Here is a 23612-nt window from a genome sequence, read left to right on the forward strand (position 1 = left end):
GGCGCGCCATCGTGGGTGACGCGTCGTGAGCGAGCGACCGGAGGGCCGGCGCGTCGCGCGGATACTGCTCGACTCGGCCCTGCCCCAGCTCGACCATCTGTTCGACTATGCCGTGCCAGATGAGCTGGCCGACGATCTGCGCGTCGGTCAGCGCGTGCGCGTCCCGTTCCGGTCTCAGACGCGGAAGAGCTTCGGATACGTCATCGAGTTCGCCGAGCGCAGCGACTTCGGCGGCGAGCTCTCGGCGGTCAGCGAAATCGTGTCTCCGGTGCCCCAGCTCACCTCGGAGGTGTGGCGACTCGCGCGAGCCGTCGCCGACCGCGCCGGAGGGTCCGCGGGCGACATCCTGCGACTCGCGATTCCGACCCGCCACGTCCGGGTCGAGAAGAAGCATCTCGCAGCGCTCGCGGCGCCGGCCGACGCCGTCGACGACGCCGATGCCGCACCGAATGATGCTGAAGGCGGCGCGGGATCCGGATCGGCGCCCCTGCAGCGCTGGGCTCCCACCGTCAGGCACGAGGAGACCGCCGATCTGCTCACCGCGGGGGCACGTCTCGCGGTGACGCCGTCCCACGGCCCGACCCGACTCCTGACGGGAGAGTGGGTCGCGGGGTGGGCGCTGCATCTGGCAGAGGTCGCCCTCACGGTCTTCGCCCGAGGGCGGAGCGCGATACTCGTACTCCCGGACTATCGCGACCTCGATCAGGTGCGCGACGCACTCGCGGCGCTCGGCCACCGCGACCCCGTGAGGGTGGACTCCCGTCAGACCGGGTCCGAACGGTACGCGGCGTTTCTCCGCTCGCTCGACGACGAGCCGCGCATCATCGTCGGCAACCGATCGGCCGTCTACGCGCCGGCTGCTGCGCTCGGCGCGGTCATCGTCTGGGACGACGGGGATCCGGTCCTCGCGGAACCGCTCGCGCCATACGTCCATCCGCGCGATGCGGCGCTCGTGCGGGCCGAGCAATCGGGCGCGGGGCTGCTCTTCGCCGCGCACTCGCGCAGCGCCGAGGTCGAGCGACTGGTGGAGCTCGGGTACGTGCGGGCCGAAACCCATCCGCCGCGTCGGACGCGGGTGATCCACGCCGATGCCGCCACGGCTCCGGACTCGGTGGGCGGGCGGGTTCCCGAGTTCGCGGCACGATCGATTCGACAGGCGTTGCGGGAGGGGCCGGTCCTCGTGCAGGTCGCCACCCCGGGGTACGCGCCGGTCGCGGTGTGCGAGAGCTGCGGGGATCTCGCACGATGCGGGCACTGCGGGGGTCCCATCGGGTTCCGCGAGGCCAGACGCGCCGCGTGCCGCTGGTGCGGCGAGTACGCGACGAAGTGGCAGTGCGCGACCTGCGACGGCAGGCGACTCGTGGAGCGCGGCATGGGCTCGCAGCGCACCGTCGAACAGTTCGAGCGTCAGTTCTCCGGCGCTCGGGTGCTGCTGAGCGACGGGGACCATCCGCGCGAACGCGTGGACGCGCGGCCCGCGCTGGTGGTGGCGACCCGAGGCGCGGAGCCTCTCGCCGCAGGCGGATACCGCCTGGTCGTCCTGCTCGACGTGGAGCGACTGCTCGGCTTGGAGACCCTCCGGGCGGGCGAGGACTGCCTCAGGTGGTGGGAGAACGCCGCCGCCCTCGCCGCGCCCGACGGGGCGTGCCTGGTCGCTTCCGGCGGCGGTCCGGTCGTCCGCGCCTTCGTGACCGGCAGGATCGGTCCGTGGCTGCATGACGAGCTCATGATGCGTCAGGAGCTCGCGTATCCGCCGGCTGTCCGGGTCGCGGCCGTGAGCGGTGGACGAGCCGAGGTGGATCGTGCGCTCGGCGCCCTCGACGGGCTGCAGATCGATGTGCTCGGGCCGGCGCCTCAGCCCACCGACCCGGGGGATCCTCCGCTGGTCCGCGCCATCGTCCGCTTCGAATATGCCAAGGGAGCTGAGGTCGCGAAGCGCCTGCGCGGCGCCCTGGTCGCTGACGCAGCGGGGTCGTCTGCGCGGAACCGGGGCAAGACTCCGGGGCGCGCGCGACCGGGAGCGCTGAGGCTGCGGTTCGACGACCGCAGCGTTTTCGACGGCTGACGCCGGGATCGGCGGCGCGCAGTCGGCAGTCCGCAGTATCGGCGAAGTTTGCGAGAATAGGTGGATGCGCATCGTCTTCGCCGGCACTCCCGAACTCGCGGGTCCCAGTCTCATCGCACTCGCGGACGCGGGTCACGAGATCGTCGGGGTGATCACTCGCGCGGACGCACCGATCGGACGGAAGCGCGTACTGACACCGTCGCCGATCGCCGAGCTCGCGGAAGAGCGCGGTATCCCCGTGCACCGTTCGAACCGGCTCGACGACGAGACGCTCGCGTGGGTGCGCGACCTGGCCCCCGATCTCGGCGTGATCGTGGCGTACGGGGGTCTCCTGCGCGAACCCCTGCTCTCCGCGCCTGACGAGGGGTGGATCAATCTGCACTTCTCCGATCTGCCGCGCTGGCGCGGTGCCGCTCCCGTCCAGCGCGCGTTGATGGCGGGGGAGCGCCGCCTCGGGGTCACTGTTTTTCGGCTCGTCGACGAGCTCGATGCGGGTGATGTGCTGGCCCGTGATGCTGAAGATTTTCCGCCGGGAACGTCGGCGGGGGCAGCGCTCTCCGCACTCGCCGTTTCGGGGGCGCGGACGCTCGTGCGCGCCGTGGACGGTCTGGCCGACGGGTCGCTCACCGCGGAACCTCAGCGCGGTGAGGCCACTACTGCGGCGAAACTGCAGCGCGCCGACGGTCGTCTCGACCTCACCCGACCCGTGGACGCGGTGCTCGACCAGTGGGCCGGTGCGACTCCGGAACCCGGTGCGTACGCCGAGTGCGACGGTCAGCCGCTCAAATTGCTCGAGATTCGCCGTGTCGACGGAACCCCCGGCCCGCCCGACCCCGTATCGGGCGGAGGGAGCGAGCCCGCGGCCATCGCGGTCATCGCCGGCAAGCGTGCGCTGCTGCGCCTCTCGGACGGTGCACTCGAGCTCGTCCGGGTGCAGCCCGCGGGCAAGGGAGCGATGGACGGCGCAGCCTGGCTGCGCGGCCGCGGCGGCAGCGCGGTGATCTCGTGAGTCGGCGTGAGGCGGAGCGCCGGCACCGTGGTGCCGAGCGCAAGCCCAGACCTCAGGGAAACGTGTCGGCGGCGCGCCTCGTCGCGTATGACGTGCTCCGCGATGTCGAGGATCGGGATGCGTACGCCAACCTCGCCCTGCCCTCCCGTATCCGCGAGGCCGGCCTCGACAGTCGTGATGCCGGGCTCGCCACCGAGCTCGCCGCCGGTGCGCTGCGCGGACGCGGCCGCTACGACCGCATCATCGAGCTCGCCGCGAACCGGACGATCGACCGCATCGACTCGCGGACCCGGAATGTGCTGCGGCTCGGGGCGCACCAGCTCCTGGCGACGCGCGTTGCGCCGCACGCCGCGGTGCACGAGAGTGTGGAACTGCAGCGACGCGTGGCGGGTGCTCAGGCCGCGGGTTTCGTGAACGGTGTGCTGCGCGCGATCGGGCGGCAGGATGCCGCAGCGTGGGATGCGCGCATCGTCGAGTCGGCTGCGTCGGCGGATGCGGCGCTGGCCGACCGAACCTCCCACCCCGGATGGATCGTCCGCGCGCTCCGGGACGCGCTGCGCGCTGAAGAACGCGCCGAGGAGCTCGAGGCACTGCTCGAGGCCGACAACCGGGCTCCCGCTGTACAGGTCGCGCTGCTCCCCGGGAACGGGCTCGACGGGACGGCGATCGACAATGCCGTCGATGGCGAGCTGATCGCGGTCGCCGGACCGTCGCCCATCGGTGCGGAACTCGTGTCGGGCGACCCGGGTCGGATCATCGCCGAACTCGGTGCCGAGGCCGGAACAGTCAGAGTGCAGGATCAGGGCTCGCAGCTGGCCGCACTGGCGCTCACGCGGGCGCGGCCCGTCCGGGCGGGGGAGCGCTGGATGGACGTCTGCGCCGGTCCGGGGGGCAAGACCGCCGTGCTCGCCGCCGAGGCGACCGAAGCCGGAGCCTCGGTCAGGGCCAACGAGGTCTCCGCGCATCGCACCGAACTGGTCGCCGGGGCGGTCGCTGCGTTCGACGTCGAGCTCGTCACGCATGACGGACGCGACGACGACGCCTACGGCGGCAGCGCGGAGGACGGCGCCGTGTTCGATCGCATTCTGGTCGATGCACCGTGCTCAGGGCTGGGGGCCTTGCGACGGAGGCCGGAAGCCCGCTGGCGCAAGACACCGGGGGAGATCCCCGGGCTGACGCGGCTGCAAGAGGAACTGCTGGCCGCGGCGGCCGATCATCTCGCCCCCGGCGGCATTCTGGCCTACGTGACGTGTTCGCCGCACGTCGCGGAGACGCGTGGCGTGCTCAACCGCTTCCTGCGTGCCAGGCCCGAGCTGACCGAGCTCGACGCGCACGCGGTGCTCGACGGACTCGCCCGGAAGCCGCTCGACCTCGGAGAGTCCGGGCTGAGCGCCCAACTCTGGCCGCACCGGAACGGCACCGACGCGATGTTCGTGGCGCTGCTCGAGCGCACCGGCTGAGTTTTCGGCGCAGGGAAGCACCGTGCACCCCTGTCCAATGTCGGTGCGGGCGTCTATCCTGTCCGCATGAAAGCCGCGGACGCATCGAAGCCCCGAGGGGGTGGCACGCGCACGTTCCTGCATCTCGTGGTCAACACCGCCGTCGCGAACCTGACGTCGAACTTTCTCTGGTTCGCGCTCACGTTCTGGGTGTACCTCGAGACGCAGAGCATTCTCGCCACGGGAATCCTCGGCGGTGGCTACATGATGATCATCGCCCTCAGCTCGATGCTGTTCGGCAGCATCGTGGACCGTCATCGGAAGCTGATCGCCATGCGGGCGTCAGCGTGGGCGTCGCTCACCGCGTTCCTCATCGCCTGCACCATCTTCTTCACCGTGCCCGCCGATGCGCTGCTCTCGCTGACCGGCCCATGGTTCTGGGTCTTCACCCTCGTGATCCTGATCGGCTGCGTCGTCGAGATGCTGCGCAATCTCGCGCTCTCGACGACCGTGACACTGCTCGTTCCGCCGGATCGCCATGCCAACGCGAACGGGCTCGTGGGCACGGTACAGGGCATCGCCTTCATCGCGACGAGCGTGTTCAGCGGGCTCTCCATCGGTCAGCTCGGCATGGCGTGGACGATCGTCATCGCGACGGTCTGCACCGCGATCCCGCTCGTCCACCTGCATCTCATCCGTGTCGCCGAGCCCGAGATCCAGGTCGACCCCGATCGTCGCGCCGTGGACTTCCGCGGAGGGTTCCTCGCGGCGCTCGCGGTTCCCGGTCTGCTCGCGCTCATCGTGTTCACGACCTTCAACAACCTCACGGGCGGCGTGTTCATGGCGCTCCTCGATCCGTACGGCTTGACCGTCTTCTCCGTCGAGGCCTGGGGCATCTTCTTCGGCATCGCCTCCGTCGGATTCGTGCTGGGCGGCGCGATCGTCGCGAAGTTCGGTCTCGGCAAGAACCCGATCCGCACCATGCTCATCCTCGTCGCCGCGACCGGGGTGATCGGGAGTGTCTTCACGATCCGCGACGCGGGGTGGCTCTTCGTCGCGGGTATCGCCCTGTTCATGATGATCATGCCCGCCATCGAAGCCGCCGAGCAGACCGTGATCCAGCGGGTCGTACCCTTCGACCATCAGGGGCGGGTGTTCGGGTTCGCGATGACCTTCGAAGCCGCAATGGCCCCGATCGCCTCGTTCATCATTGCGCCGATCGCCGAGTTCGGCGTCGTACCGTATATGGAGACTTCCGAGGGTCGCGAGCGCTGGGAGGGGCTCCTCGGCACGGGCGACGCCCGCGGCATCGCCCTCATCTTCTGCTTCACGGGCCTGGTGTCGATCGCGCTCGCCGCCGGCGCTTCGCTGACCCGCGCCTACCGCCGCGTGTCGCGCAGCTTCCTCACGAGCACACCCTCCCAGCCGATCGCCGAGACCGGCCCGGAGCCTCGATAGACTGAGCAGGTGACCGCACCGCGCATCAATCCGAGCATTCTCTCCGCCGACTTCGTGAATCTCGAGTCCGAGCTCGCGCGCATCGCTTCCGCCGACCTCGTGCACGTCGACGTGATGGACAATCATTTCGTGCCGAACCTCACGTTCGGTCCGCCCGTTGTCGAGCGCATTCAGCAGGTCTCGCCGATTCCCCTCGATGTGCACCTCATGATCACCGGAGCCGATGCGCACGCGCCCGCGTACGCAGAACTCGGCGCCTACTCGGTCACGTTCCACGCCGAGGCGGCGGAGGATCCGGTCGCGCTCGCCAGGCGTCTCCGCGAGATGGGTGCGCGCGCGGGCATCGCGCTCAAACCCGGGACATCGGTCGCCCGGTACCTCGAGTTGCTGCCCGAATTCGATCAGGTTCTCGTGATGACGGTGGAGCCCGGTTTCGGCGGTCAGTCGTTCATGCCCGAGACGATGCCGAAGCTTCGCGAGCTGCGAGCGGCGCGAGATCGTCTGGGGCTCGACGTCTGGTTGCAGGTGGATGGCGGCGTCTCGGCGGAGACCATCGGCGTCGCCGCGGAAGCGGGAGCCGATACATTCGTCGCCGGTTCCGCGGTCTACGGCGGTGTTCCCGAGGATCGGATCGCGGAGCTCCGGGCGGCTGCGCGCGATCACGCGCACTGATCCGAGGCGACCGGCGTCGGCGTGCGGTGCGGCACGGTACGCTGGTGGGGTGAAAACCTTCGATGACCTCTTTGCCGAACTCGCCGAGAAGGCCGCGACGCGCCCCGAGAGCAGCGGAACGGTCGCCCAGCTCGACGCCGGCGTCCACGCCATCGGGAAGAAGGTCGTGGAGGAAGCGGCCGAGGTCTGGATGGCGGCGGAGTACGAGTCGGATGACGCGTGCGCCGAGGAGATCAGTCAGCTGCTCTACCATCTGCAGGTGCTGATGCTCGCGAAGGGCATGTCCCTCGCCGACGTGTATCGGCACCTGTAAACCGCCACCCTCCATCTCGCACTCACACGAAGGACCACCCATGCTCCGCATCGCGGTTCCCAACAAGGGCTCGCTCTCCGAGGTCGCCTCGCAGATGCTCGCCGAAGCCGGATACTCCGGCCGCCGAGACAGCCGTCAGCTCGTCCACACCGACGCCAGGAACGGCGTCGAGTTCTTCTACTTGCGCCCCCGTGACATCGCCACGTACGTCGGGTCGGGTGCGCTCGATGTCGGCATCACCGGCCGCGACCTGCTGCTCGACTCGGGCTCCTCAGCGCACGAGATCGATCACCTCGAGTTCGGAGATTCGACATTCCGTTTCGCCTCCCCGGCTGGCGGCGAGATCTCGGAGATCGCGCATCTCGAGGGCCGTCGTGTGGCGACGAGCTACCCGCGTCTCGTCGACGACTTCCTGCAGACGCACGGTGTGACCGCCGAGCTCGTGAAGCTCGATGGCGCGGTCGAGTCGTCCGTCCGTCTCGGCGTCGCCGATGCGGTGGCCGACGTCGTGTCGACGGGGGCGACGCTGCGCGCCGCAGGCCTCGAGATCTTCGGTCCGGTGATCCTGGAATCGACGGCGGTGCTCATCTCGGGCGAGCAGCGCCACCCCGGTATCGATCGCTTGCTGCGACGACTGCGCGGCGTGCTGGTGGCGCGCAAGTTCGTCATGGTGGAGTACGATCTGCCCGCCGATCAGCTCGAGCTCGCGGCGGAGGTCGCCGGTGGCGTCGAGTCGCCGACGGTGTCGCCGCTGAAGGACGACGCGTGGGTGGCGGTCCGCGTGATGATTCCTGCGGACTCGGCGAACGACGTGATGGATCGTCTCTACGAGCTCGGCGCGCGCGCCATCCTCGTGACCGCGATCCACGCGGCGCGGCTCTGATCGGGGGCGCCTCATGAGCGTCAGTGTGCGCGTCATCCCCTGTCTCGATGTCGCCGCGGGCCGCGTCGTCAAGGGCGTGAACTTCCTGAATCTTCGCGATGCGGGTGACCCCGTCGAACTGGCGGCACGGTATGCCGAGCAGGGCGCAGACGAGCTCACCTTCCTCGATGTCACGGCGACGGCCGACGACCGCGGCACGACTCATGACGTTGTGCGGCGCACGGCCGAGCAGGTCTTCATCCCGCTCACCGTCGGCGGAGGCGTGCGCAGCGCGGACGACGTGGCGCGGCTGCTCGAAGTGGGCGCCGACAAGGTCGGTGTGAACAGTGCGGCGATCGCACGACCCCCTGTGATCGATGAGATCGCCGATCGTTTCGGGGAGCAGGTGCTCGTGCTGTCCCTCGACGTGCGACGGAGCTCTCGGATGCCGAGCGGATTCGTGGTCACTACCCACGGCGGCAAGCGCGAGACCGATCTCGATGCGCTCGCCTGGTGCCGCGAAGCCGTCGATCGGGGGGTGGGCGAGTTGCTGGTGAACTCGATGGACGCCGATGGCACGCTCGCCGGGTTCGACCTCGAGTTGACGCGCGCCGTCCGCGAGCTCGCGACGGTGCCGGTGATCGCGTCGGGCGGAGCCGGTGAGTTGAGGCACTTCGCCCCGGCCATCGAAGCGGGTGCGGATGCGGTGCTCGCCGCCTCCGTGTTCCACGACGGGACATTCACGATCGCCGAGGTCAAGCGAGCGCTCGCCGACGCAGGGCACACGGTGCGACTGAGCGGGGTCGGCGCATGACCCCCCGTGACGCGGTGCCGGACGCGCTCGTCTTCGGCGCGGACGGGTTGCTCCCCGTCGTGGTGCAGGACGATGCGACGGGCGATGTACTCATGCTCGCCTGGATGGATCGAGAGGCCGTGCGACGGACGCTCACGACGGGGCGCGTGACCTACTGGTCGCGATCGCGCCAGGAGTACTGGCGAAAAGGCGACACCTCGGGGCATCGGCAGTACGTGCGCAGTGTCGCCGCCGACTGCGACGCCGACACCCTGCTCGTGCGGGTGATCCAGGTGGGTGCGGCCTGCCACACCGGCACGCGCACGTGCTTCGACGGGCGCGAGATCGCGGCCCTCGTGGGGGATCCCGACTCAGCGGAGTGACGGTCGGCGTCGCGATAGGCTGGTCGGGTGACCCTCACCACGACCCGCGCTCAGTTCGCCGCGGCCCGCTCCACGCACGCTGTGATCCCGGTCTGCCGGGAGATCTTCGCCGACGCCGACACTCCCGTCGGGATCTACCGGAAGGTCGCCGCGTCGCGCCCGGGCACGTTCCTGCTCGAGTCCGCTGAGCAGGGCGGCGTGTGGACCCGCTTCAGCTTCGTCGGCGCCGGATCGTTCGGCGTGCTCGGCGAACGCGACGGACACGCGCACTGGACGATCGACCCAGACGGCGGCGTCGATGAGGATCGGCTCCTCGCGGGCGGGGTGTCGTCGATGCAGCCGGTGGAGGCGCTGCGCGCCGTCGTCGAGCGGTGGCGCTCGCCCGGTGTCCCCGGGCTTCCGCCGCTGGCCAGCGGATTCGTCGGGTACCTGGGGTGGGAGACGGTGCGGCAGTTCGAGCAGCTCGACCATCCGCCGGCGTCGGATTCCGGACTGCCGACCCAGGGACTCAGCTTCGTGTCCGAACTCGTGGTGATCGATCACCGCGAGGGGAGCATCGTGCTGCTCGCGAACGTGCTGAACGACGGCGACGCCGAGTCCGAGGGGGTCGACGCCGATGCGGCGTGGTCGGACGCCCAAGCGCGACTCGACGTGCTGCAGGAGGCACTCGCCGCCCCGGTGCCGTCTCCGCTCGGCACGCTCGATCGACAGGCGCACGCCGAGCCGCGGCGACGCACGACGGAGGCGGAGTACTTCGCGAAGGTCGAGCGAGCGAAAGCGCACATCGTGGACGGCGATATCTTCCAGGTCGTCATCTCGCAGCGGTTCGACCAGGAGTGCACCGCGGATCCGCTCGACGTCTACCGGGTGCTGCGGCACCTGAATCCGAGTCCGTACCTCTACCTCCTGCACCTGGAGGACGCGGAGGGGCAGCCGTTCGCCGTGGTCGGTTCGAGCCCGGAAGCGCTGGTCACGGTGCAGGAGAGCGGACACGTCATGACGCACCCGATCGCTGGATCGCGTCCGCGCGGCAGCACCGTCGAGGAGGATCAGCAGTTCGAACGCGACCTGCTCGCCGACGAGAAGGAGCGTGCCGAGCATCTGATGCTCGTGGATCTCGCGCGGAACGACATGCTGCGCGTCTGCGAGCCGGCGTCCGTCGAGGTGACCGAGTTCATGCGGATCGAACGTTTCAGCCACATCATGCACATCGTCTCGACCGTCGAGGGCCGGATGTCCGCGGGAGCGAATGCGGTCGACGCCCTGCGCGCCACGTTCCCTGCCGGCACGCTGTCGGGGGCGCCGAAGCCGTGGGCCCTCCGCATCATCGACGAACTCGAACCGGTGCGGCGCGGAGTGTACGGCGGAGTCGTCGGCTACTTCGGCCTCGGCGGCGCAGCCGATCTCGCGATCGCGATCCGCACGGCGACCATCCGAGACGGAGTCGCCATGGTGCAGGCCGGTGGCGGACTCGTCGCCGATTCGGTGCCGCGTCTCGAGGAGGAGGAATCCCGGAACAAGGCCGCGGCGCCGCTGCGCGCCGTCGCGATCGCGAACTCGCTGCAGCGTCTCGGCGACGCGGAGAGGAGCGGTGATGCTGCGTAAGCGTTCCCTGGTCCTGCTGCTCCTCGCCGGTGCCGCTGTGATCCTCGTGGCATCGACCCAGGTGTGGGCGACGTTCGCGCTCGCACCGGGCGCGGCCACTGTCACGGAGGTCGCGGTGACCGGCCAGCAGACGACGCCAGCCCTCATGCCCATCGCGATCGCACTCATCGCCGCGTCGGTCACCCTGTCCATCGCGGGGAAGGTGCTCCGTCCCGTGCTCGCCGCGGTCACCGCGCTGCTCGGCGGCGGCATCGCGGTCGTCTGCATCCGGCGGGTCTTCGGTTCGACCGGCGACATCGTCGCATCTGCCGGGGCACCCCTCAGCGAGGTGACAGGTCTCGGGGCGTCGGACCAGACCGGGATCGTGGTGGAGGCGCACCAGTCGGTGTGGCCGGCGGTCGCGGCTGGAGCCGGCCTCTTCGTCGCACTCATCGCCGTGATCGTCTGCGTCGTCGGTCGTTCGTGGACGACCGGAGGCCGCCGATACGAATCCTCCCCGGCGCGTTCGACCGCGGGCGGCCGCACGGATCGCATCTCCGACTGGGATGCGATCTCGGAGGGGGACGATCCGAGCGAGGATGCCGCAGTGGGTCCCGACGAGACGGATTCGAGTGCCGGAGCGGACGATCGGAAACCGTGACACCGAGGCGGGCGGTCCCCGAACCCGCGGCACAGCCGGTAGGCTGGACTGCGTACGCATTGTTTTCAGAGGAGTTTCATGAGTAACGAGCACGGAGATCCCGGCCACGGCGACTCACCCGCCGCCTGGACCGCCGTCGTCGTGATGCTGATCGGCATCGCAGCGGGCACCGTCTTCTTCTTCCTGCACATGGCGACCATGGTGTGGGTCTGCGTCGGTGTCGTCGTCGTCGGCCTGCTGCTGGGGTGGATTCTCGCCAAGGCCGGTTTCGGCGTGAACGGTCCCCGGTTCACCCCGAAGTCGCACGACTGACGTGCTCGACGAACTGCTCGCAGGGTCTCTCGAGGATGCCCGGACGCGCCGAGAGTCGGTCTCGCGTGCCGAGGTCGAGGCCGCGGCGCTCGAGCGAACCGCGGCGCTCGATGCGCTGGAGTTCCTCGCGCCCGCTGATCACATCAAGGTGATCGCCGAAGTGAAGCGCGCGAGTCCGTCGCGCGGCGACCTCGCCGATATTCCCGAGCCGCAGACGCTGGCCGCCCAGTACGAGGCGGGTGGCGCCAGCGTGGTCAGCGTGCTGACGGAGGAGCGCCGGTTCAAGGGGTCCCTCGCCGATCTCGAAGCGGTCCGGAAAGCGATCAGCATTCCGATCCTGCGCAAAGACTTCATCGGCGACGAGTACCAGGTGTTCGAAGCCCGTGCAGCCGGAGCGGATCTGGTGCTGCTCATCGTCGCAGCGCTGCCGCAGGAGCGTCTCGTGCAGCTGCACGGACTCATCCGTGAACTCGGCATGACGCCGCTCGTCGAAGCCCACTCCGAAGAGGAAGTCGCGCGCGCCGTCGATCTCGGGGCGCAGCTCATCGGGGTGAACGCGCGCGATCTGCGCACGTTCGAGCTCGATCGCGATCTCTTCGGTCGCGTTGCCGATCAGATGCCGGCGGGCGTCGTGCGCGTCGCCGAGTCGGCCGTCCTCGACATCTCGGACGTCGAGCGCTATCGCGAAGCGGGTGCCGATGCGGTGCTCGTGGGCGAGGCGCTCGTCACCAGTGATCCCATCGCGACGCTCGCGTCCTACCTGAACGTCTGAGGCTCGACACCTCCGACCGACCTTCTGAACCGGAAAGCACAGGGTGCACCATGACTGATCAGACACCGGGAGCGCAGCCGCTGCGCTCCGAGGCCGGCCCCTTCTTCGGCGAGTTCGGCGGCAGGTACATGCCCGAGTCCTTGATCGCAGCGCTCGATGAAGTGCAGCGGGCGTACGAGGATGCGCAGCAGGATCCCGAGTTCGCGGCCGAGCTCGCGGAGCTGCATCGGACCTACACCGGTCGGCCATCGATCGTGACCGAGGTGCCGCGGTTCGCCGCGCACGCCGGAAACGCACGGATCCTGCTGAAGCGCGAAGACTTGAACCACACGGGCTCGCACAAGATCAACAACGTCCTCGGCCAGGCGCTGCTCGTGAAGCGACTCGGCAAAACTCGCCTCATCGCAGAGACCGGAGCCGGCCAGCACGGTGTCGCGACCGCTACCGCGGCGGCACTGTTCGGCATGGAGTGCACCGTCTACATGGGCGAGGTCGATACCGAGCGCCAGGCGCTGAACGTCGCGCGCATGCGACTGCTCGGCGCCGAGGTGATCCCGGTGAAGACCGGGTCCCGCACGCTGAAGGACGCGATCAACGAGGCGTTCCGCGACTGGGTCGCGAACGTCGATCACACGCACTACCTGCTCGGCACGGTCAACGGCCCGCACCCGTTCCCGGTCATGGTGCGCGACTTCCACAAGATCATCGGCGAGGAGGCGCGCGACCAGGTGCTCGAGCTCACCGGCCGCCTCCCCGACGCGGTCGCGGCCTGCGTCGGCGGCGGCTCGAACGCGATCGGCATCTTCCACGCCTTCCTCGACGACCCCGCTGTCGCGCTCTACGGGTTCGAGCCGGGCGGACACGGCCTCACCTCGGGCGAGCACGGCGCGACGATCGGCACCGGGAAGCCGGGCGTGCTGCACGGAACGCGCACCTACGTGCTCCAAGATGAAGACGGGCAGACGGTGGAGTCGTACTCCATCTCCGCCGGTCTCGACTACCCGGGTGTCGGGCCCGAGCACGCGTGGCTCTCCGACATCGGTCGCGCGACCTACGAGTCGGTGACCGATGACGAGGCGATGCAGGCGCTCCGCCTCCTGGCACGAACCGAGGGCATCATTCCGGCGATCGAGTCGGCGCACGCCCTCGCCGGGGCGCTGCGCCTCGGCTCGCAGCTCGGCGAGGGTGCGGTGATTCTCGTCAACCTCTCGGGTCGCGGGGACAAAGACATGGCGACGGCTGCGAAGTACTTCGAGCTGATCGACGACGAGACGGGAATCGAGGGATGAGCGTGTCGCAGTCCACCGTCTCCGCGGCGATCCGCCGTGCGCAGGAGGAGCGCCGGGGCGCGCTGGTCGGGTATCTGCCCGTCGGGTTCCCCGACCTCGACACCAGTGTCGCCGCGGCGATCGCGATGGCGCGCAGCGGTGCGGACGTGCTCGAACTCGGGCTGCCGTACTCCGATCCGGTGATGGATGGCGTAGTGATCCAGGAGGCCACGCAGACGGCGCTGGCAGCCGGTTTCCGGGTGTCGCACGTGTTCGAAGCCGTGCGTCGCGTGCGCGAGGCCGTCGACATCCCGGTTCTCGTCATGACCTATTGGAACCCGGTGCTGCAGTACGGCGTCGAGCGGTTCGCGTCCGAGCTCGCCGCGGCCGGCGGCGCGGGGCTCATCACCCCCGACATTACGCCTGACTCGGCGGACGAGTGGCTGCTGGTCAGTCGCGAGCACGGCCTCGACCGCGTATTCCTCGCGGCGCCGACCTCGAGCGATGAGCGCCTCGAGCTGGTCGCCGCGGCGACCACCGGGTTCGTGTACACCGTTTCGACCATGGGCATCACCGGCGAGCGGACCGAGCTCGACGCCGCGGCATCGCGTCTGACCGCGCGCCTGCGAGAGCACGGTGCGGATCTCTGCTGCGTCGGCATCGGCATCTCGACCGCCGAGCAGGTCGCTTCGGCGCTCGAGTACGCCGATGGGGCGATCGTCGGGACGGCGTTCGTGCGTGCGCTGCGCGACGGCGGCGTCGACGCGCTCGCGCGCGTCGTGCGCGAGATCGCACGCGGAACCGAGCGGTCTGACGGTGAACGTGCGGAATCCAGCCCGCTAGGATAGGTGCGGTCGCTCGGTTCCAGTCGGGGTCGAGCACAGCGAGTCGCGAAAGAGGAGTGGATGATCCTGCCATTCAGTATCCCGAGCCCCGATCTGCAGTTCATCGAGATCGGACCGGTGAGGATCGCCGTCTACGCGATCTGCATCATCATCGGCGTGATCGCCGCGGGCATCTGGACCAACCGACGGCTGACTCAGCGCGGCGGGGAGCGCGGGGTCACCCTCGACTTCCTGGTCTGGTCGCTGGTGCTCGGCATCATCGGCGCTCGGTTCTACCATGTCGCGTCGCACTGGGGCGACTACTTCGGTCAGGGCCGGGAGTGGTGGAACCCGTTCGTGCCGAACGCGATCTGGAACATCTGGGACGGCGGTATCGCGATCTTCGGCGCGCTGCTCGGCGGAGCGCTCGGCGTACTCATTGCCGCGCGCATCACCGGCGTGCGTTTCTGGTCGTTCGCCGACGCCCTGGTCCCGGGTCTGCTGCTCGCCCAGGCGTTCGGGCGACTCGGCAACTGGTTCAACCATGAGCTCTTCGGCGGTCCGACGACCCTGCCCTGGGGACTGCAGATCGAGGCGGACAACGCGGCATTCCCGATCGGACTGCCGCCGGAGACACTGTTCCACCCGACCTTCCTCTACGAGATCGTCTGGAACGTACTCGGCGTCGTCGTGCTGCTCGCAATCGAGCGGGCGTGGCGCCCGCGCTGGGGTCAGTTCTTCGGCCTGTACCTCATCTGGTACGGCCTGGGCCGCAGCGTGATCGAGTCGATGCGGGTGGACCCGAGCTTGATCGTTCTCGGACTCCGCACCAACGTGCTGACCGCGATCATCGCGATCCTCATCGGAGTGATCCTGATCATCGTGCAGCACCGTCGTCACCCGGGGCTCGAGCGCTCCGTGTACGTGCCCGGACGCTCGAACCCTCAGGACAGCGTGCTCGCCGAGACGAGCGATCCTGAAGCGTACTATCACGTGCTCGATCACGGCGATGCACGGGAGACCGACGTCGACGCCGCTGACGGCGAGACGGAAGACCATGAGGACACCGATGGCGCGGACCTGGAACGCGTCGGAGAGGAACGTCGATGAGGCACGCCAAGATCGTCGCAACATGGGGACCGGCCGTAGCGAGCTACGACCACACGCTCGAGCTGATCCGGGCGGGAGTCAACGTCGCCCGCCTCAACATGTCCCACGGCACGTACAACGTGCACGAAGGGGTGTACCGCAACATTCGGCGAGCGGAGACCGAGGTCGGACGCCCGATCGCCGTGCTCGCCGACCTGCAGGGTCCGAAGATCAGGCTCGCCACATTCGCCGACGGCCCGCACGATCTCGCGGAGGGCGACGAGTTCGCCATCACCACCCGCGACATCGCTGGCGACCGCACGATCTGCGGCACGACCTATCAAGGGCTGCCGGGCGACGTCGAGGTCGGCGATCCGCTGCTCATCGACGACGGCAAGGTCGGTCTGCGCGCCGTGCGCGTCACCGAAGACACGGTGCACACGGTGGTCGAGGTGCCCGGCACCGTCTCCAACAACAAGGGGATCAATCTTCCGGGCGTCGCCGTGAGCGTGCCCGCGCTCTCCGAGAAGGACGAGCAGGATCTCCGCTGGGCTCTGCAGCTCGGCGCCGACTACATCGCCCTCTCGTTCGTGCGTGACGCCGCCGACATCTCCCGCGTGCACGAGATCATGGCTGAGGAGGGGCGCAAGCTTCCCGTCATCGCGAAGATCGAGAAGCCGCAGGCCGTCGACAACCTCGAAGCCATCGTTGATGCGTTCGACGGCATCATGGTCGCTCGCGGCGATCTCGGCGTCGAGATGCCGCTCGAGCGCGTGCCGCTCGTGCAAGCCGAGGCGGTGACGCTGTCGCGCCGGTACGCGAAGCCCGTCATCGTGGCGACGCAGGTGTTCGAGTCGATGATCGACAACCCGCGGCCGACACGCGCCGAGGCGTCCGACTGCGCGAACGCGGTGCTCGATGGGACCGACGCGGTCATGCTCTCGGGTGAGACGAGCGTCGGCGCGTTCCCGATCGAGGCGGTGGCGACGATGTCGCGCATCATCGAGACCACCGAGGATCACGCGCTCGACCGCATCGAGTCGTTCGGCACGCAACCCCGCACGCAGGGCGGCGCGCTCACGCTGGCGGCATCCGAGGTCGCTGATTTCATCGGCGCGAAGTACATCTGCGTGTTCACCGAGTCGGGCGACACGGTGCGTCGCATGTCGCGTCTGCGCAAGTCGATGCCCATCCTCGGGTTCACGCCGAGTCTCGAGACGCGCCGTCGCATGGAACTCACCTGGGGTGCGCGCAGCTTCGAGGTGCCCCGCGTGAACAGTACCGATGAGATGTTCGAGCAGGTCGATCACGTGCTGCTCGGTCACCACCGCGCGGAGATCGGGGAGACCGTGCTCGTCATCGCTGGTTCCCCTCCCGGGGTCGTGGGCTCGACGAACACGCTCCGCGTGCATCGCGTGGGCGAGGCCACCGGTCAGCTTCCCGAGGCGCGGCCGCGCAAGCACACCCTCGAGGGAACGATCGGCGACTGACCGATCGATCATCCGACGGAGCGGGTGCCGGCGATTCCGGTACCCGCTCCGTCGTTTCGATGGGCCGCAGCTGGAGTGTCGAGTTCAGACACCGGGTGCGGCTGCGATAGGGTGGCTTCGGTGGATTTCCCACCTTGCCGGATTGGCGGAATTGGCAGACGCGAAGCACTCAAAATGCTTTGTCCTTTGGGCGTGTGGGTTCGAGTCCCACATCCGGCACGCAACAAGAACCCCCTACTCACCTAGAAAACACTAGGAAGTAGGGGGTTTGCTGTTTCTTTGAATCCACGGTTTGCCCACACTTTGCCCACACTTCTCCATCTCCGAAATCCTCGCCTCGGCTATCGCGTGGAAGTTCAAGATTCTCGCTTCAAGTTCTTCGACTGATGGGCCACCCTCGATGTACGCGGCGAGTGCAGCGTCGTGTGGATCTCGCGACATGGTTCGGACGATGCTCTCGGCGGCGATCATTGCGGCTGCTGCTCGGCAGTCCTTTTCAGTGGGAAGTCGAGTGGTGTTCGTGTCGCGCTTCATAAGCACAGGCTGTCACGGATCGCCCGTAGACGCACGAAAACGCCCCCACCCGACCGAAGTTAGATGGGGGCGCTCGATATGGAAATGCTGACGATCAGCGGTACTTGATCAACGAGTAGTAAGGCTTGTACTCACCCTTGTAGTGCTTGCAGATAGTCGAAGACGCAATCTTCTTGCCCGATGCGGAAAGGACTGCGATGCGCGACATTGTATGCGCCTGGCACGCAGTCTTCGTATCGAAGCTCGCCGAGTAGTAATGGTAGTTGGCTGCCTGAGCAGGCGATGCGGCCACCAAGAGCCCGGCCGTCAGTCCCACGGTGGCGAGTCCCGCTGCGAGTGTCTTCTTGATCTTCATGATTCCCTGTCTCCCTGGTTTCGATCGATCTCACAGCATCATAACGAAAATGCCCCCACCCGACCGAAGTCAGATGGGGGCATTCAGATGAGATCCGTGAGGGCTTGTGGAACTGGGGGAAGTTCCGCGCCCGGTGCGTGGCGGCGGTGGGAATCGATAAGCGCGCGGACGTAGCGGACGAGCGCCCATTCACGACGCGCGTACTCTTCGACCATCCCCTCGAGCTTCGCGACACGACGCGTGAGGATCTGCAGTTCGGCGCGGTGGTCCTCAGCCTGCTGCCGCTGATCCTCGCGAAGACGCGCCAACTCCTCGCGCATAGGCGTGAGCAGGTCAGTCGCAGACTCGGTGATCGTTGCGGCGGCATCTGCGCGTTCGGTTCCCCGTTTCGATCGTGACGTGATGATGGCGACAGCGACGGTCGCGATCGCACCGAAGATGCCACCGGAGACGAGGTATGGGCCGATGTCAGATAGGAACGTTTCCACGTTGCTCCCTCCGTGCGACATGCGCGGCACGGCGGAGCTGGAGAGCGTCGCGTGTAACCGCGGTGAGCGTGGCGGCATTGAGCCCGAGCACGAGCACGCCGGTGAAGGTAAGGCCGGACGCGTCACCCAGCGAGACGGCGAACGCACCGAGTGCGGTGGTGATCGCGAGCCCGCCGCCGAGCTTGAACCATCCGCCGAGCCATTGGTTCGGGCTGAGGATGCCCCAGATCGACAGCTCGGGGCCAGGGTATCGATCACGAAGCGGCGGAAGCATCGGCGCGTGTACCTCACGCACGAGCACGTGCACGCTCTCGCCGCACTCACTCCACACCCAGACCTGATCCTCACGTTGGCCTACACCGGCTTGCGGTGGGGTGAAGCAACGGCCCTACGGGTCAGAAACCTCAACGAGGTCCGCCGGCGTCTTTCCGTGGAGGAGAACGCCGTCCTCTCAGGCAACCGAGTGCACGTCGGCACACCGAAGGGCCATGAGCGTCGAACCGTGCCGTACGTCTCGTTCCTCGGTCCGCGCCTCGCCGAGCTCAAGAGGGGCAAAGGCGGAGAAGATCTCCTCTTCGGGGACGGCAAGATGCATGTACGTCTGCCGCATGCGAAGAGCGGATGGTTCACGAAGGCGGTCAAAGCTGCACAGGCTGCGGATGCATCGTTTCCTACGATCACTCCACATGGGTTGCGTCACACCGCTGCGTCGTTCGCGGTGTCGTCCGGTGTGAACGTGAAGGTGGTTCAGCGCATGCTCGGACATAAGTCGGCCGCGATGACCTTGGATACCTACGCTGACCTCTTCGACGGTGATCTCGACGACGTGGCAGAGCGCATGGAGCGGAACGTGCTCGAGGCTGCAAGGGGCACCGAGTGGGGACGTAATCTCGGCTCCTGAGGCGCCCTCGTCTGCCCACATTTTGCCCACATTCGATGCGGTAACAGGGGTGTTCGAGGGGGTTTACCCGGGTTCAAAAGTGTTGATTTCGTGCGGAAGTTGAGCCTGTGATTGACCGATCTTCGAGTTCGAGTCCCACATCCGGCACCCCGTTCCCGTAAGCTCACCCGCGACGTCCGCGGCGACTCCCTGCACGGGGCCTTCGTCCTCCGGGGGCCTGTTATCGTGGGCCCATGATCCTCGGACTCGGACTCGCGCTGATCGGAATCGTCGCGCTGGTGGGTGTGTTCCGTGATAGACGACGTCGCTGACGCGCGCCGTCTACTCCGTCGCGAACGGGTTCTCGGCGATGATCCGCATCAGATCGTCCGGGTCTGCGCCTGCGCGCTGCCAGAGGCTGGTCAACAGGATCGCCGTGTGTCTGGACGTTGCGAACGCCACAGCGCCCGGCGTCATCATCGGTTGCGCTGCGACGGTCTCGAACGCGACGAGGTACTCGTGGAAGAGCTGTTCAATGACCTCGGGGTCGGTCTCCTGCACGTTCCGCTGTGCGAGCGTCGCCAGGTGCGCGCCAGCGGCGGCGAGATTCTCGATCGCGTCGTGGCCGAGTTCGGTTTCCAGTCGGTTCAGGGGGTCTTCTGCACTGCTCATCAGCCGAGTCTACGGGCCGGAGGGCGGCAGCGACGCCGTCGCACCGATCTGTGCTCGCCGATAGGCTGTCGCCATGGCAAGCGGTGAGCGTGAGAGCAACGGGCTCGTGTTCGGCATCATCTACGGCATGCTGGGCGGTGTCGTGATCGGTGCGGTGACGGACAACATCGGGTTGTGGATCGCGCTGGGTATGCCGATCGGTATCGCCGCCGGCCTGGTGTACGACGCGGGTGTGCGGCGGCGCGGCGCGGACGATCCTGCGGACGAGTAGGCGTCTGGGGTCGCCGCCGTTGTCAGTCGTACCGGTGCGCGACGTGCCACCTGCCCGCGTCGTCGCGGTGCACATCGAAGACGCTGGCGACCCCGTCTACCTCGTTCCGCGCGGTGAACCGCCAGCCGACGAAGTGCGCCGGAGCATGCGTGATCTCGGGCGGCAGCCACTCGGGTTCGCGCGTGAGCGGCGTGGGCACGTCGATCACCCGCCAGCGCATGCGGTCAGCCACCATCCGGGCGGGCAGTCCAGAATCGAACCAAAGCGCGACCGCGTCTCGTACTGATGTTTCGAACATGTGTGCGATGGTAGACGAAGGTGCTGACATTGGGAACCGGGTGCGTATGCGATCCGGGTCGACGAAAGGATGACTATGGGCATTCGCGAATCCAGCGGCTTCAGCCGCAACGGGTCCGCCTACGACGCGCAGCACGCCGCCGACTCGATCGCCGAACTCGAAGCGCAGTACGCGGCGGGCGAGATCGAACGTCACGCCTACTTCGAGAAGAAGCGTTCACTCGTGCACATCTACCTCAAAGCGACGACGTCACCGAGACGAACGTTCCCGGAGGAGTACTAGACGTTCGGCTTCCCTGACTCCGAATCGCGCGCTGCGCGATCCTGCACCAGCGCACGCACACTCAGGTAGGCGATCAGTGACAGTGCGCTCATGCCGAGAAACGGGACGATGAGATAAGCCCAGACCGCGACCGTGAGCGGGCTCCCGGCGTCGGTGACGACGACGAGCAGCGCAACGAGACCCAGCACCGCTCCGGCGAGACTGAGCCAGGCGAGGGCGTCCAGGGGACGGTTGCGTCGGCGCTGCGGTGCCGCGTACTTCTCGCGGACCGCGTCTCGGATGGGGTCGTGGGTGCTACCGTCGCTCATAGGGTTCAGCGTACTCGAGCGGGCCGCCGTTCGGCGCTCGATGCGCGGGCGACAGCCGAGGAGGAGCAGATGGCAGACCGCGAGACACGACACCGAGCGCTCGCCGGGCGGTATCTGCCCGACTCGCTGCTCGCGCGGATTCGCGACCGCGCCGCGGACAATGACCGACGGAACCGGTTCTTCTGGGAGGACCTCGACGATCTTCGCGACCACGGCTACCTCACGCTCTTCGTCCCCGAGCAGTTCGGCGGGCCGGAGCTGAGCCTGAATCAGGTGTCTCGTTTGCAGCAGCGTCTCGCGGCCGCCGCCCCGGCGACCGCACTCGCCGTGAACATGCACCTGATGTGCACGGGGGTCGTCGCCGCGATGTTCGCGCGGGGTGATCGCTCGTTGGCGTACGTCTTCACGGACGTCATGGCGGGTGAAATCTTCGCGTTCGGCATCAGCGAGCCCGCGAACGACTGGGTGCTGTACGGGTCCCACACGGCTGCCGAACCGCTGTCGGGCGGCGGCTACGCGTTCACCGGTGTGAAGATCTTCACGTCGCTGTCGCCGGTGTGGACCCGACTCATCGTGCACGGGCTCGATCGCTCCGATCCGGACGCACCTCAGGTGGTCTTCGGCTTCGTGGAGCGCACGCACGCTGAGGCCGCCGCGGGCGGCGGCGACGGTATCTCGGTCTCGGACCGGTGGGATGTCATGGGCATGCGTGCCTCACACAGTCGGGCGACCGTGCTCGACGGTGCCAGGGTGCGACCGGAGCGCGTGGCGCGTCGGATCCCGGAGGGGCGCACGCCCGATCTGCTGACCTTCGCCATCATGGCCAACTTTCAATTGCTCATCGGATCGGTCTATGCGGGTGTCGCGCGTCGCGCGCTGCAGGTGGGTGCCGCGGCGCTCACGGGTCGACACTCGGCGCAGCGGGGCACCTCGTTCGCCGAGATTCCGGAGAGCCGGGTGAGGCTCGCTGATGCGCACCTCGATTTCACCGCGATTCCCGCGCAGCTCGATGCGACGACGCGCGACTTCGACGAGCTGGAGGACCTGGGCGCGGCCTGGCCGCTGCGATTGGTGAGTGCGCGGTTGAACGCGGTCGCGGCTGCGCGGCGGTGCGCCGAGAGCGCGCTCCTCTGCACGGGCGGCTCGGGTTTCAGCAACGACCACGAGGTGAGCCGGCTGCTGCGCGATGCAACGGCGGGCCTATTCCATCCGCCGAGCATCGATGCGGCCCGTCCGATGTACGCCGCGGCATTGCTCGATGGGGACGACGGGCCTACTGCAGACTCTCCCTGAAGTCGTCGGCCAGCGCATCGACCACGGCCTCCAATGCGCCACTCGGAACCGCACTCGGGGTGCCGGAGCGGAGATCTCCGAAGGGGAACCCCCAGCCGCCGTTGTCGTGCAGCACATCGAGCTGCCGCGCCGCGCTGTTGCCGATGTCGAGCACCCTGGCGACCTCTGCGAGTTCGGCCGTGCACTCGAGATCGGCGGCGACGGGAGCGAGCTCCTCGAGCAGCTGTGTGAGATGGTCGCGCACCGGCATCTGCCCGCCCTCACGATCCACGATGATCTCGGCGTCGAGCCCGTAGCGAGCGGCACGCCACTTGTTCTCACGGACATACCACTGCTGCAATCGGGGGAGCGGCTCTCCGCGGTCGAGCCGTCGCTGGAAGTGCTCGACCAAGCACTGCGATACCGCGGCGAGCATGCCGATCTCCCAGAGCGTCGACGCGCCGTCGCACGCGCGCAGCTCGATGGTGCCCCAGCGCGGTGCAGGCCGCACATCCCATCTCGCTTCCGTCGGCTCGGCGATGATGCCGGTGCCCGTGAGATCATCGACGACGCGCTCGAACGCCTCCCAGTCGTCGATATCCCAGGGGATCCCGGCGGTGGGCAGCTGCTGGAACATGAGTGCGCGGTTCGACGCGTAGCCGGTCGGCTCGCCCGCCCATAGCGGGCTCGAGGCCGCGAGCGCCTGCAGGTGCGGCAGGTAGGCGAGTACGGCGTGCATGATCGGGATCACGCGCTCCCGCCGATCGATCCCGAGGTGCACGTGCACACCCCAGATGAGCATGTTGCGGCCCCACCACTGCGTGCGCTCAAGGAATCGGTCGTACCGCTCGGACGGCGTGACGCTCTGCGCCTCCCAGCGGCTGAACGGATGGCTGCCGCTGCCGATGATGCGGTGCCCGCTCGCCTCTGCGGCGGTCAGCGCGGCGCGAGCCATCTCGCGGAGGTCGTGCACGGCGTCGCCGACACGGGCGTGGGGAGCCGAGACGAGCTCGATCGTGTTCTCGAGCAGCTCGCTCGTCGCGTGCGGGAACGCGTCGGTCGGCCATCGGTGCCCGATCTCTTCGAGCACCTGCGGTGCGACGTTCGCGAGACCCCGGGATCGGGCGTCGATCAGGCCGAGCTCCCACTCGATGCCGAGCGTGGATCTCGGCGACGCCGTGAACTCGATAGCCATAGGGCTCCTCCCGCCGAGCGGCGTTGACTGGCAACAGCCTAGTAGCGTCAACGGGGCCCGCAA

Annotated in this window: 28 protein-coding genes and 1 tRNA gene; 22 read left to right on the forward strand and 7 right to left on the reverse strand. The window is 68.2% G+C overall.

From position 1 onward, the window contains the following. Positions 1-25: 25 nt before the first annotated feature. The 18 genes from J4H85_RS07310 to J4H85_RS07395 all read left to right on the forward strand — a co-directional run bounded on the left by J4H85_RS07310 (position 26) and on the right by J4H85_RS07395 (position 17213). Positions 26-2065, forward strand: coding sequence for a primosomal protein N' family DNA-binding protein (locus tag J4H85_RS07310; protein ID WP_208238321.1), 2040 nt, complete (start codon positions 26-28; stop codon positions 2063-2065). A 64-nt stretch (positions 2066-2129) separates the two neighbouring features. Further along, positions 2130-3074: a methionyl-tRNA formyltransferase gene (locus tag J4H85_RS07315; protein ID WP_208238323.1), complete on the forward strand. Its 945-nt coding sequence runs from the start codon at positions 2130-2132 to the stop codon at positions 3072-3074. Positions 3075-3136: 62 nt separating this feature from the next. Next, positions 3137-4534 (forward strand): RsmB/NOP family class I SAM-dependent RNA methyltransferase, encoded by a 1398-nt coding sequence (locus tag J4H85_RS07320; RefSeq protein ID WP_208238325.1) that lies wholly within the window; start codon positions 3137-3139, stop codon positions 4532-4534. Between the two features lie 66 nt (positions 4535-4600). Continuing rightward, positions 4601-5971, forward strand: coding sequence for an MFS transporter (locus J4H85_RS07325; RefSeq protein WP_208238327.1), 1371 nt, complete (start codon positions 4601-4603; stop codon positions 5969-5971). A 9-nt stretch (positions 5972-5980) separates the two neighbouring features. Continuing rightward, on the forward strand, positions 5981-6643 hold the full coding sequence (gene rpe / locus J4H85_RS07330; protein WP_208238330.1) for a ribulose-phosphate 3-epimerase: 663 nt from the start codon (positions 5981-5983) through the stop codon (positions 6641-6643). 49 nt (positions 6644-6692) lie between these two features. Beyond that, positions 6693-6956, forward strand: coding sequence for a phosphoribosyl-ATP diphosphatase (locus tag J4H85_RS07335; protein WP_208238332.1), 264 nt, complete (start codon positions 6693-6695; stop codon positions 6954-6956). Positions 6957-6996: 40 nt separating this feature from the next. Beyond that, positions 6997-7839: an ATP phosphoribosyltransferase gene (hisG, locus tag J4H85_RS07340; RefSeq protein ID WP_208238334.1), complete on the forward strand. Its 843-nt coding sequence runs from the start codon at positions 6997-6999 to the stop codon at positions 7837-7839. Positions 7840-7852: 13 nt separating this feature from the next. Further along, a complete protein-coding gene (gene hisF / locus J4H85_RS07345) occupies positions 7853-8632 on the forward strand; it encodes an imidazole glycerol phosphate synthase subunit HisF (protein ID WP_208238336.1) in 780 nt (259 codons plus the stop codon). Continuing rightward, on the forward strand, positions 8629-8994 hold the full coding sequence (hisI, locus tag J4H85_RS07350) for a phosphoribosyl-AMP cyclohydrolase (protein WP_208238338.1): 366 nt from the start codon (positions 8629-8631) through the stop codon (positions 8992-8994). The genes hisF and hisI overlap by 4 nt, the downstream gene beginning before the upstream one ends. 27 nt (positions 8995-9021) lie before the next feature. Next, positions 9022-10599 (forward strand): anthranilate synthase component I, encoded by a 1578-nt coding sequence (locus J4H85_RS07355; protein ID WP_208238340.1) that lies wholly within the window; start codon positions 9022-9024, stop codon positions 10597-10599. Beyond that, positions 10589-11239, forward strand: coding sequence for a Trp biosynthesis-associated membrane protein (locus J4H85_RS07360; RefSeq protein ID WP_208238342.1), 651 nt, complete (start codon positions 10589-10591; stop codon positions 11237-11239). Before J4H85_RS07355 ends, J4H85_RS07360 begins: the two co-directional genes overlap by 11 nt. A gap of 78 nt (positions 11240-11317) precedes the next feature. Then, complete coding sequence (locus J4H85_RS07365; RefSeq protein ID WP_208238344.1) at positions 11318-11551, forward strand: HGxxPAAW family protein; 234 nt, start codon at positions 11318-11320, stop codon at positions 11549-11551. A 1-nt stretch (position 11552) separates the two neighbouring features. Then, on the forward strand, positions 11553-12323 hold the full coding sequence (trpC, locus tag J4H85_RS07370) for an indole-3-glycerol phosphate synthase TrpC (RefSeq protein WP_208238346.1): 771 nt from the start codon (positions 11553-11555) through the stop codon (positions 12321-12323). Between the two features lie 50 nt (positions 12324-12373). Continuing rightward, complete coding sequence (trpB, locus tag J4H85_RS07375) at positions 12374-13612, forward strand: tryptophan synthase subunit beta (protein WP_208238348.1); 1239 nt, start codon at positions 12374-12376, stop codon at positions 13610-13612. Beyond that, positions 13609-14439 (forward strand): tryptophan synthase subunit alpha, encoded by an 831-nt coding sequence (trpA, locus tag J4H85_RS07380; RefSeq protein ID WP_208238350.1) that lies wholly within the window; start codon positions 13609-13611, stop codon positions 14437-14439. Before trpB ends, trpA begins: the two co-directional genes overlap by 4 nt. A 57-nt stretch (positions 14440-14496) precedes the next feature. Continuing rightward, positions 14497-15525 (forward strand): prolipoprotein diacylglyceryl transferase, encoded by a 1029-nt coding sequence (gene lgt / locus J4H85_RS07385; protein WP_208238352.1) that lies wholly within the window; start codon positions 14497-14499, stop codon positions 15523-15525. Continuing rightward, positions 15522-16994 carry a pyruvate kinase gene (gene pyk, locus J4H85_RS07390; RefSeq protein WP_208238354.1) on the forward strand — a complete coding sequence of 491 codons (1473 nt, stop codon included), beginning with the start codon at positions 15522-15524 and terminating at the stop codon, positions 16992-16994. The genes lgt and pyk overlap by 4 nt, the downstream gene beginning before the upstream one ends. Positions 16995-17130: 136 nt before the next feature. Continuing rightward, a tRNA-Leu gene (locus tag J4H85_RS07395) sits at positions 17131-17213 on the forward strand. A gap of 409 nt (positions 17214-17622) precedes the next feature. Here the strand turns inward: J4H85_RS07395 and J4H85_RS07400 are convergent. The 3 genes from J4H85_RS07400 to J4H85_RS13985 form a co-directional block, all read right to left on the reverse strand. Then, positions 17623-17883: a hypothetical protein gene (locus tag J4H85_RS07400; RefSeq protein ID WP_208238356.1), complete on the reverse strand. Its 261-nt coding sequence runs from the start codon at positions 17881-17883 to the stop codon at positions 17623-17625. 83 nt (positions 17884-17966) lie between these two features. Then, a complete protein-coding gene (locus tag J4H85_RS07405; RefSeq protein ID WP_208240505.1) occupies positions 17967-18371 on the reverse strand; it encodes a hypothetical protein in 405 nt (134 codons plus the stop codon). After that, positions 18352-18645: a hypothetical protein gene (locus J4H85_RS13985; RefSeq protein WP_243893580.1), complete on the reverse strand. Its 294-nt coding sequence runs from the start codon at positions 18643-18645 to the stop codon at positions 18352-18354. Before J4H85_RS13985 ends, J4H85_RS07405 begins: the two co-directional genes overlap by 20 nt. 6 nt (positions 18646-18651) lie before the next feature. Between J4H85_RS13985 and J4H85_RS13990 the strand changes: the two genes are divergently transcribed. Then, positions 18652-19272: a site-specific integrase gene (locus J4H85_RS13990; protein ID WP_307863499.1), complete on the forward strand. Its 621-nt coding sequence runs from the start codon at positions 18652-18654 to the stop codon at positions 19270-19272. A 321-nt stretch (positions 19273-19593) separates the two neighbouring features. Here J4H85_RS13990 and J4H85_RS07415 read toward each other — a convergent pair whose 3' ends face one another. Further along, positions 19594-19923 (reverse strand): hypothetical protein, encoded by a 330-nt coding sequence (locus J4H85_RS07415; protein ID WP_208238361.1) that lies wholly within the window; start codon positions 19921-19923, stop codon positions 19594-19596. Between the two features lie 73 nt (positions 19924-19996). Between J4H85_RS07415 and J4H85_RS07420 the strand changes: the two genes are divergently transcribed. Further along, complete coding sequence (locus tag J4H85_RS07420) at positions 19997-20194, forward strand: hypothetical protein (protein ID WP_208238363.1); 198 nt, start codon at positions 19997-19999, stop codon at positions 20192-20194. Positions 20195-20216: 22 nt separating this feature from the next. On the opposite strand, the gene J4H85_RS07425 is transcribed toward J4H85_RS07420, so the two are convergent. Continuing rightward, a complete protein-coding gene (locus tag J4H85_RS07425; protein WP_208238365.1) occupies positions 20217-20492 on the reverse strand; it encodes a hypothetical protein in 276 nt (91 codons plus the stop codon). A gap of 75 nt (positions 20493-20567) precedes the next feature. Between J4H85_RS07425 and J4H85_RS07430 the strand changes: the two genes are divergently transcribed. Continuing rightward, positions 20568-20774, forward strand: coding sequence for a hypothetical protein (locus J4H85_RS07430; RefSeq protein ID WP_208238368.1), 207 nt, complete (start codon positions 20568-20570; stop codon positions 20772-20774). Here J4H85_RS07430 and J4H85_RS07435 read toward each other — a convergent pair. Continuing rightward, positions 20771-21082: a hypothetical protein gene (locus J4H85_RS07435; protein ID WP_208238369.1), complete on the reverse strand. Its 312-nt coding sequence runs from the start codon at positions 21080-21082 to the stop codon at positions 20771-20773. The genes J4H85_RS07430 and J4H85_RS07435 overlap by 4 nt on opposite strands. 69 nt (positions 21083-21151) lie before the next feature. Here J4H85_RS07435 and J4H85_RS07440 point away from each other — a divergent pair, with 69 nt between their 5' ends. After that, positions 21152-22375 (forward strand): acyl-CoA dehydrogenase family protein, encoded by a 1224-nt coding sequence (locus J4H85_RS07440; protein WP_208238372.1) that lies wholly within the window; start codon positions 21152-21154, stop codon positions 22373-22375. Here the strand turns inward: J4H85_RS07440 and J4H85_RS07445 are convergent. Beyond that, complete coding sequence (locus tag J4H85_RS07445) at positions 22356-23549, reverse strand: glutamate--cysteine ligase (protein WP_208238374.1); 1194 nt, start codon at positions 23547-23549, stop codon at positions 22356-22358. The genes J4H85_RS07440 and J4H85_RS07445 overlap by 20 nt on opposite strands. Positions 23550-23612: the final 63 nt, after the last annotated feature.

The sequence above is a fragment of the Leucobacter tardus genome, from assembly GCF_017583045.1.
In the GTDB taxonomy this organism is placed as follows: Bacteria; Actinomycetota; Actinomycetes; order Actinomycetales; family Microbacteriaceae; genus Leucobacter; species Leucobacter tardus.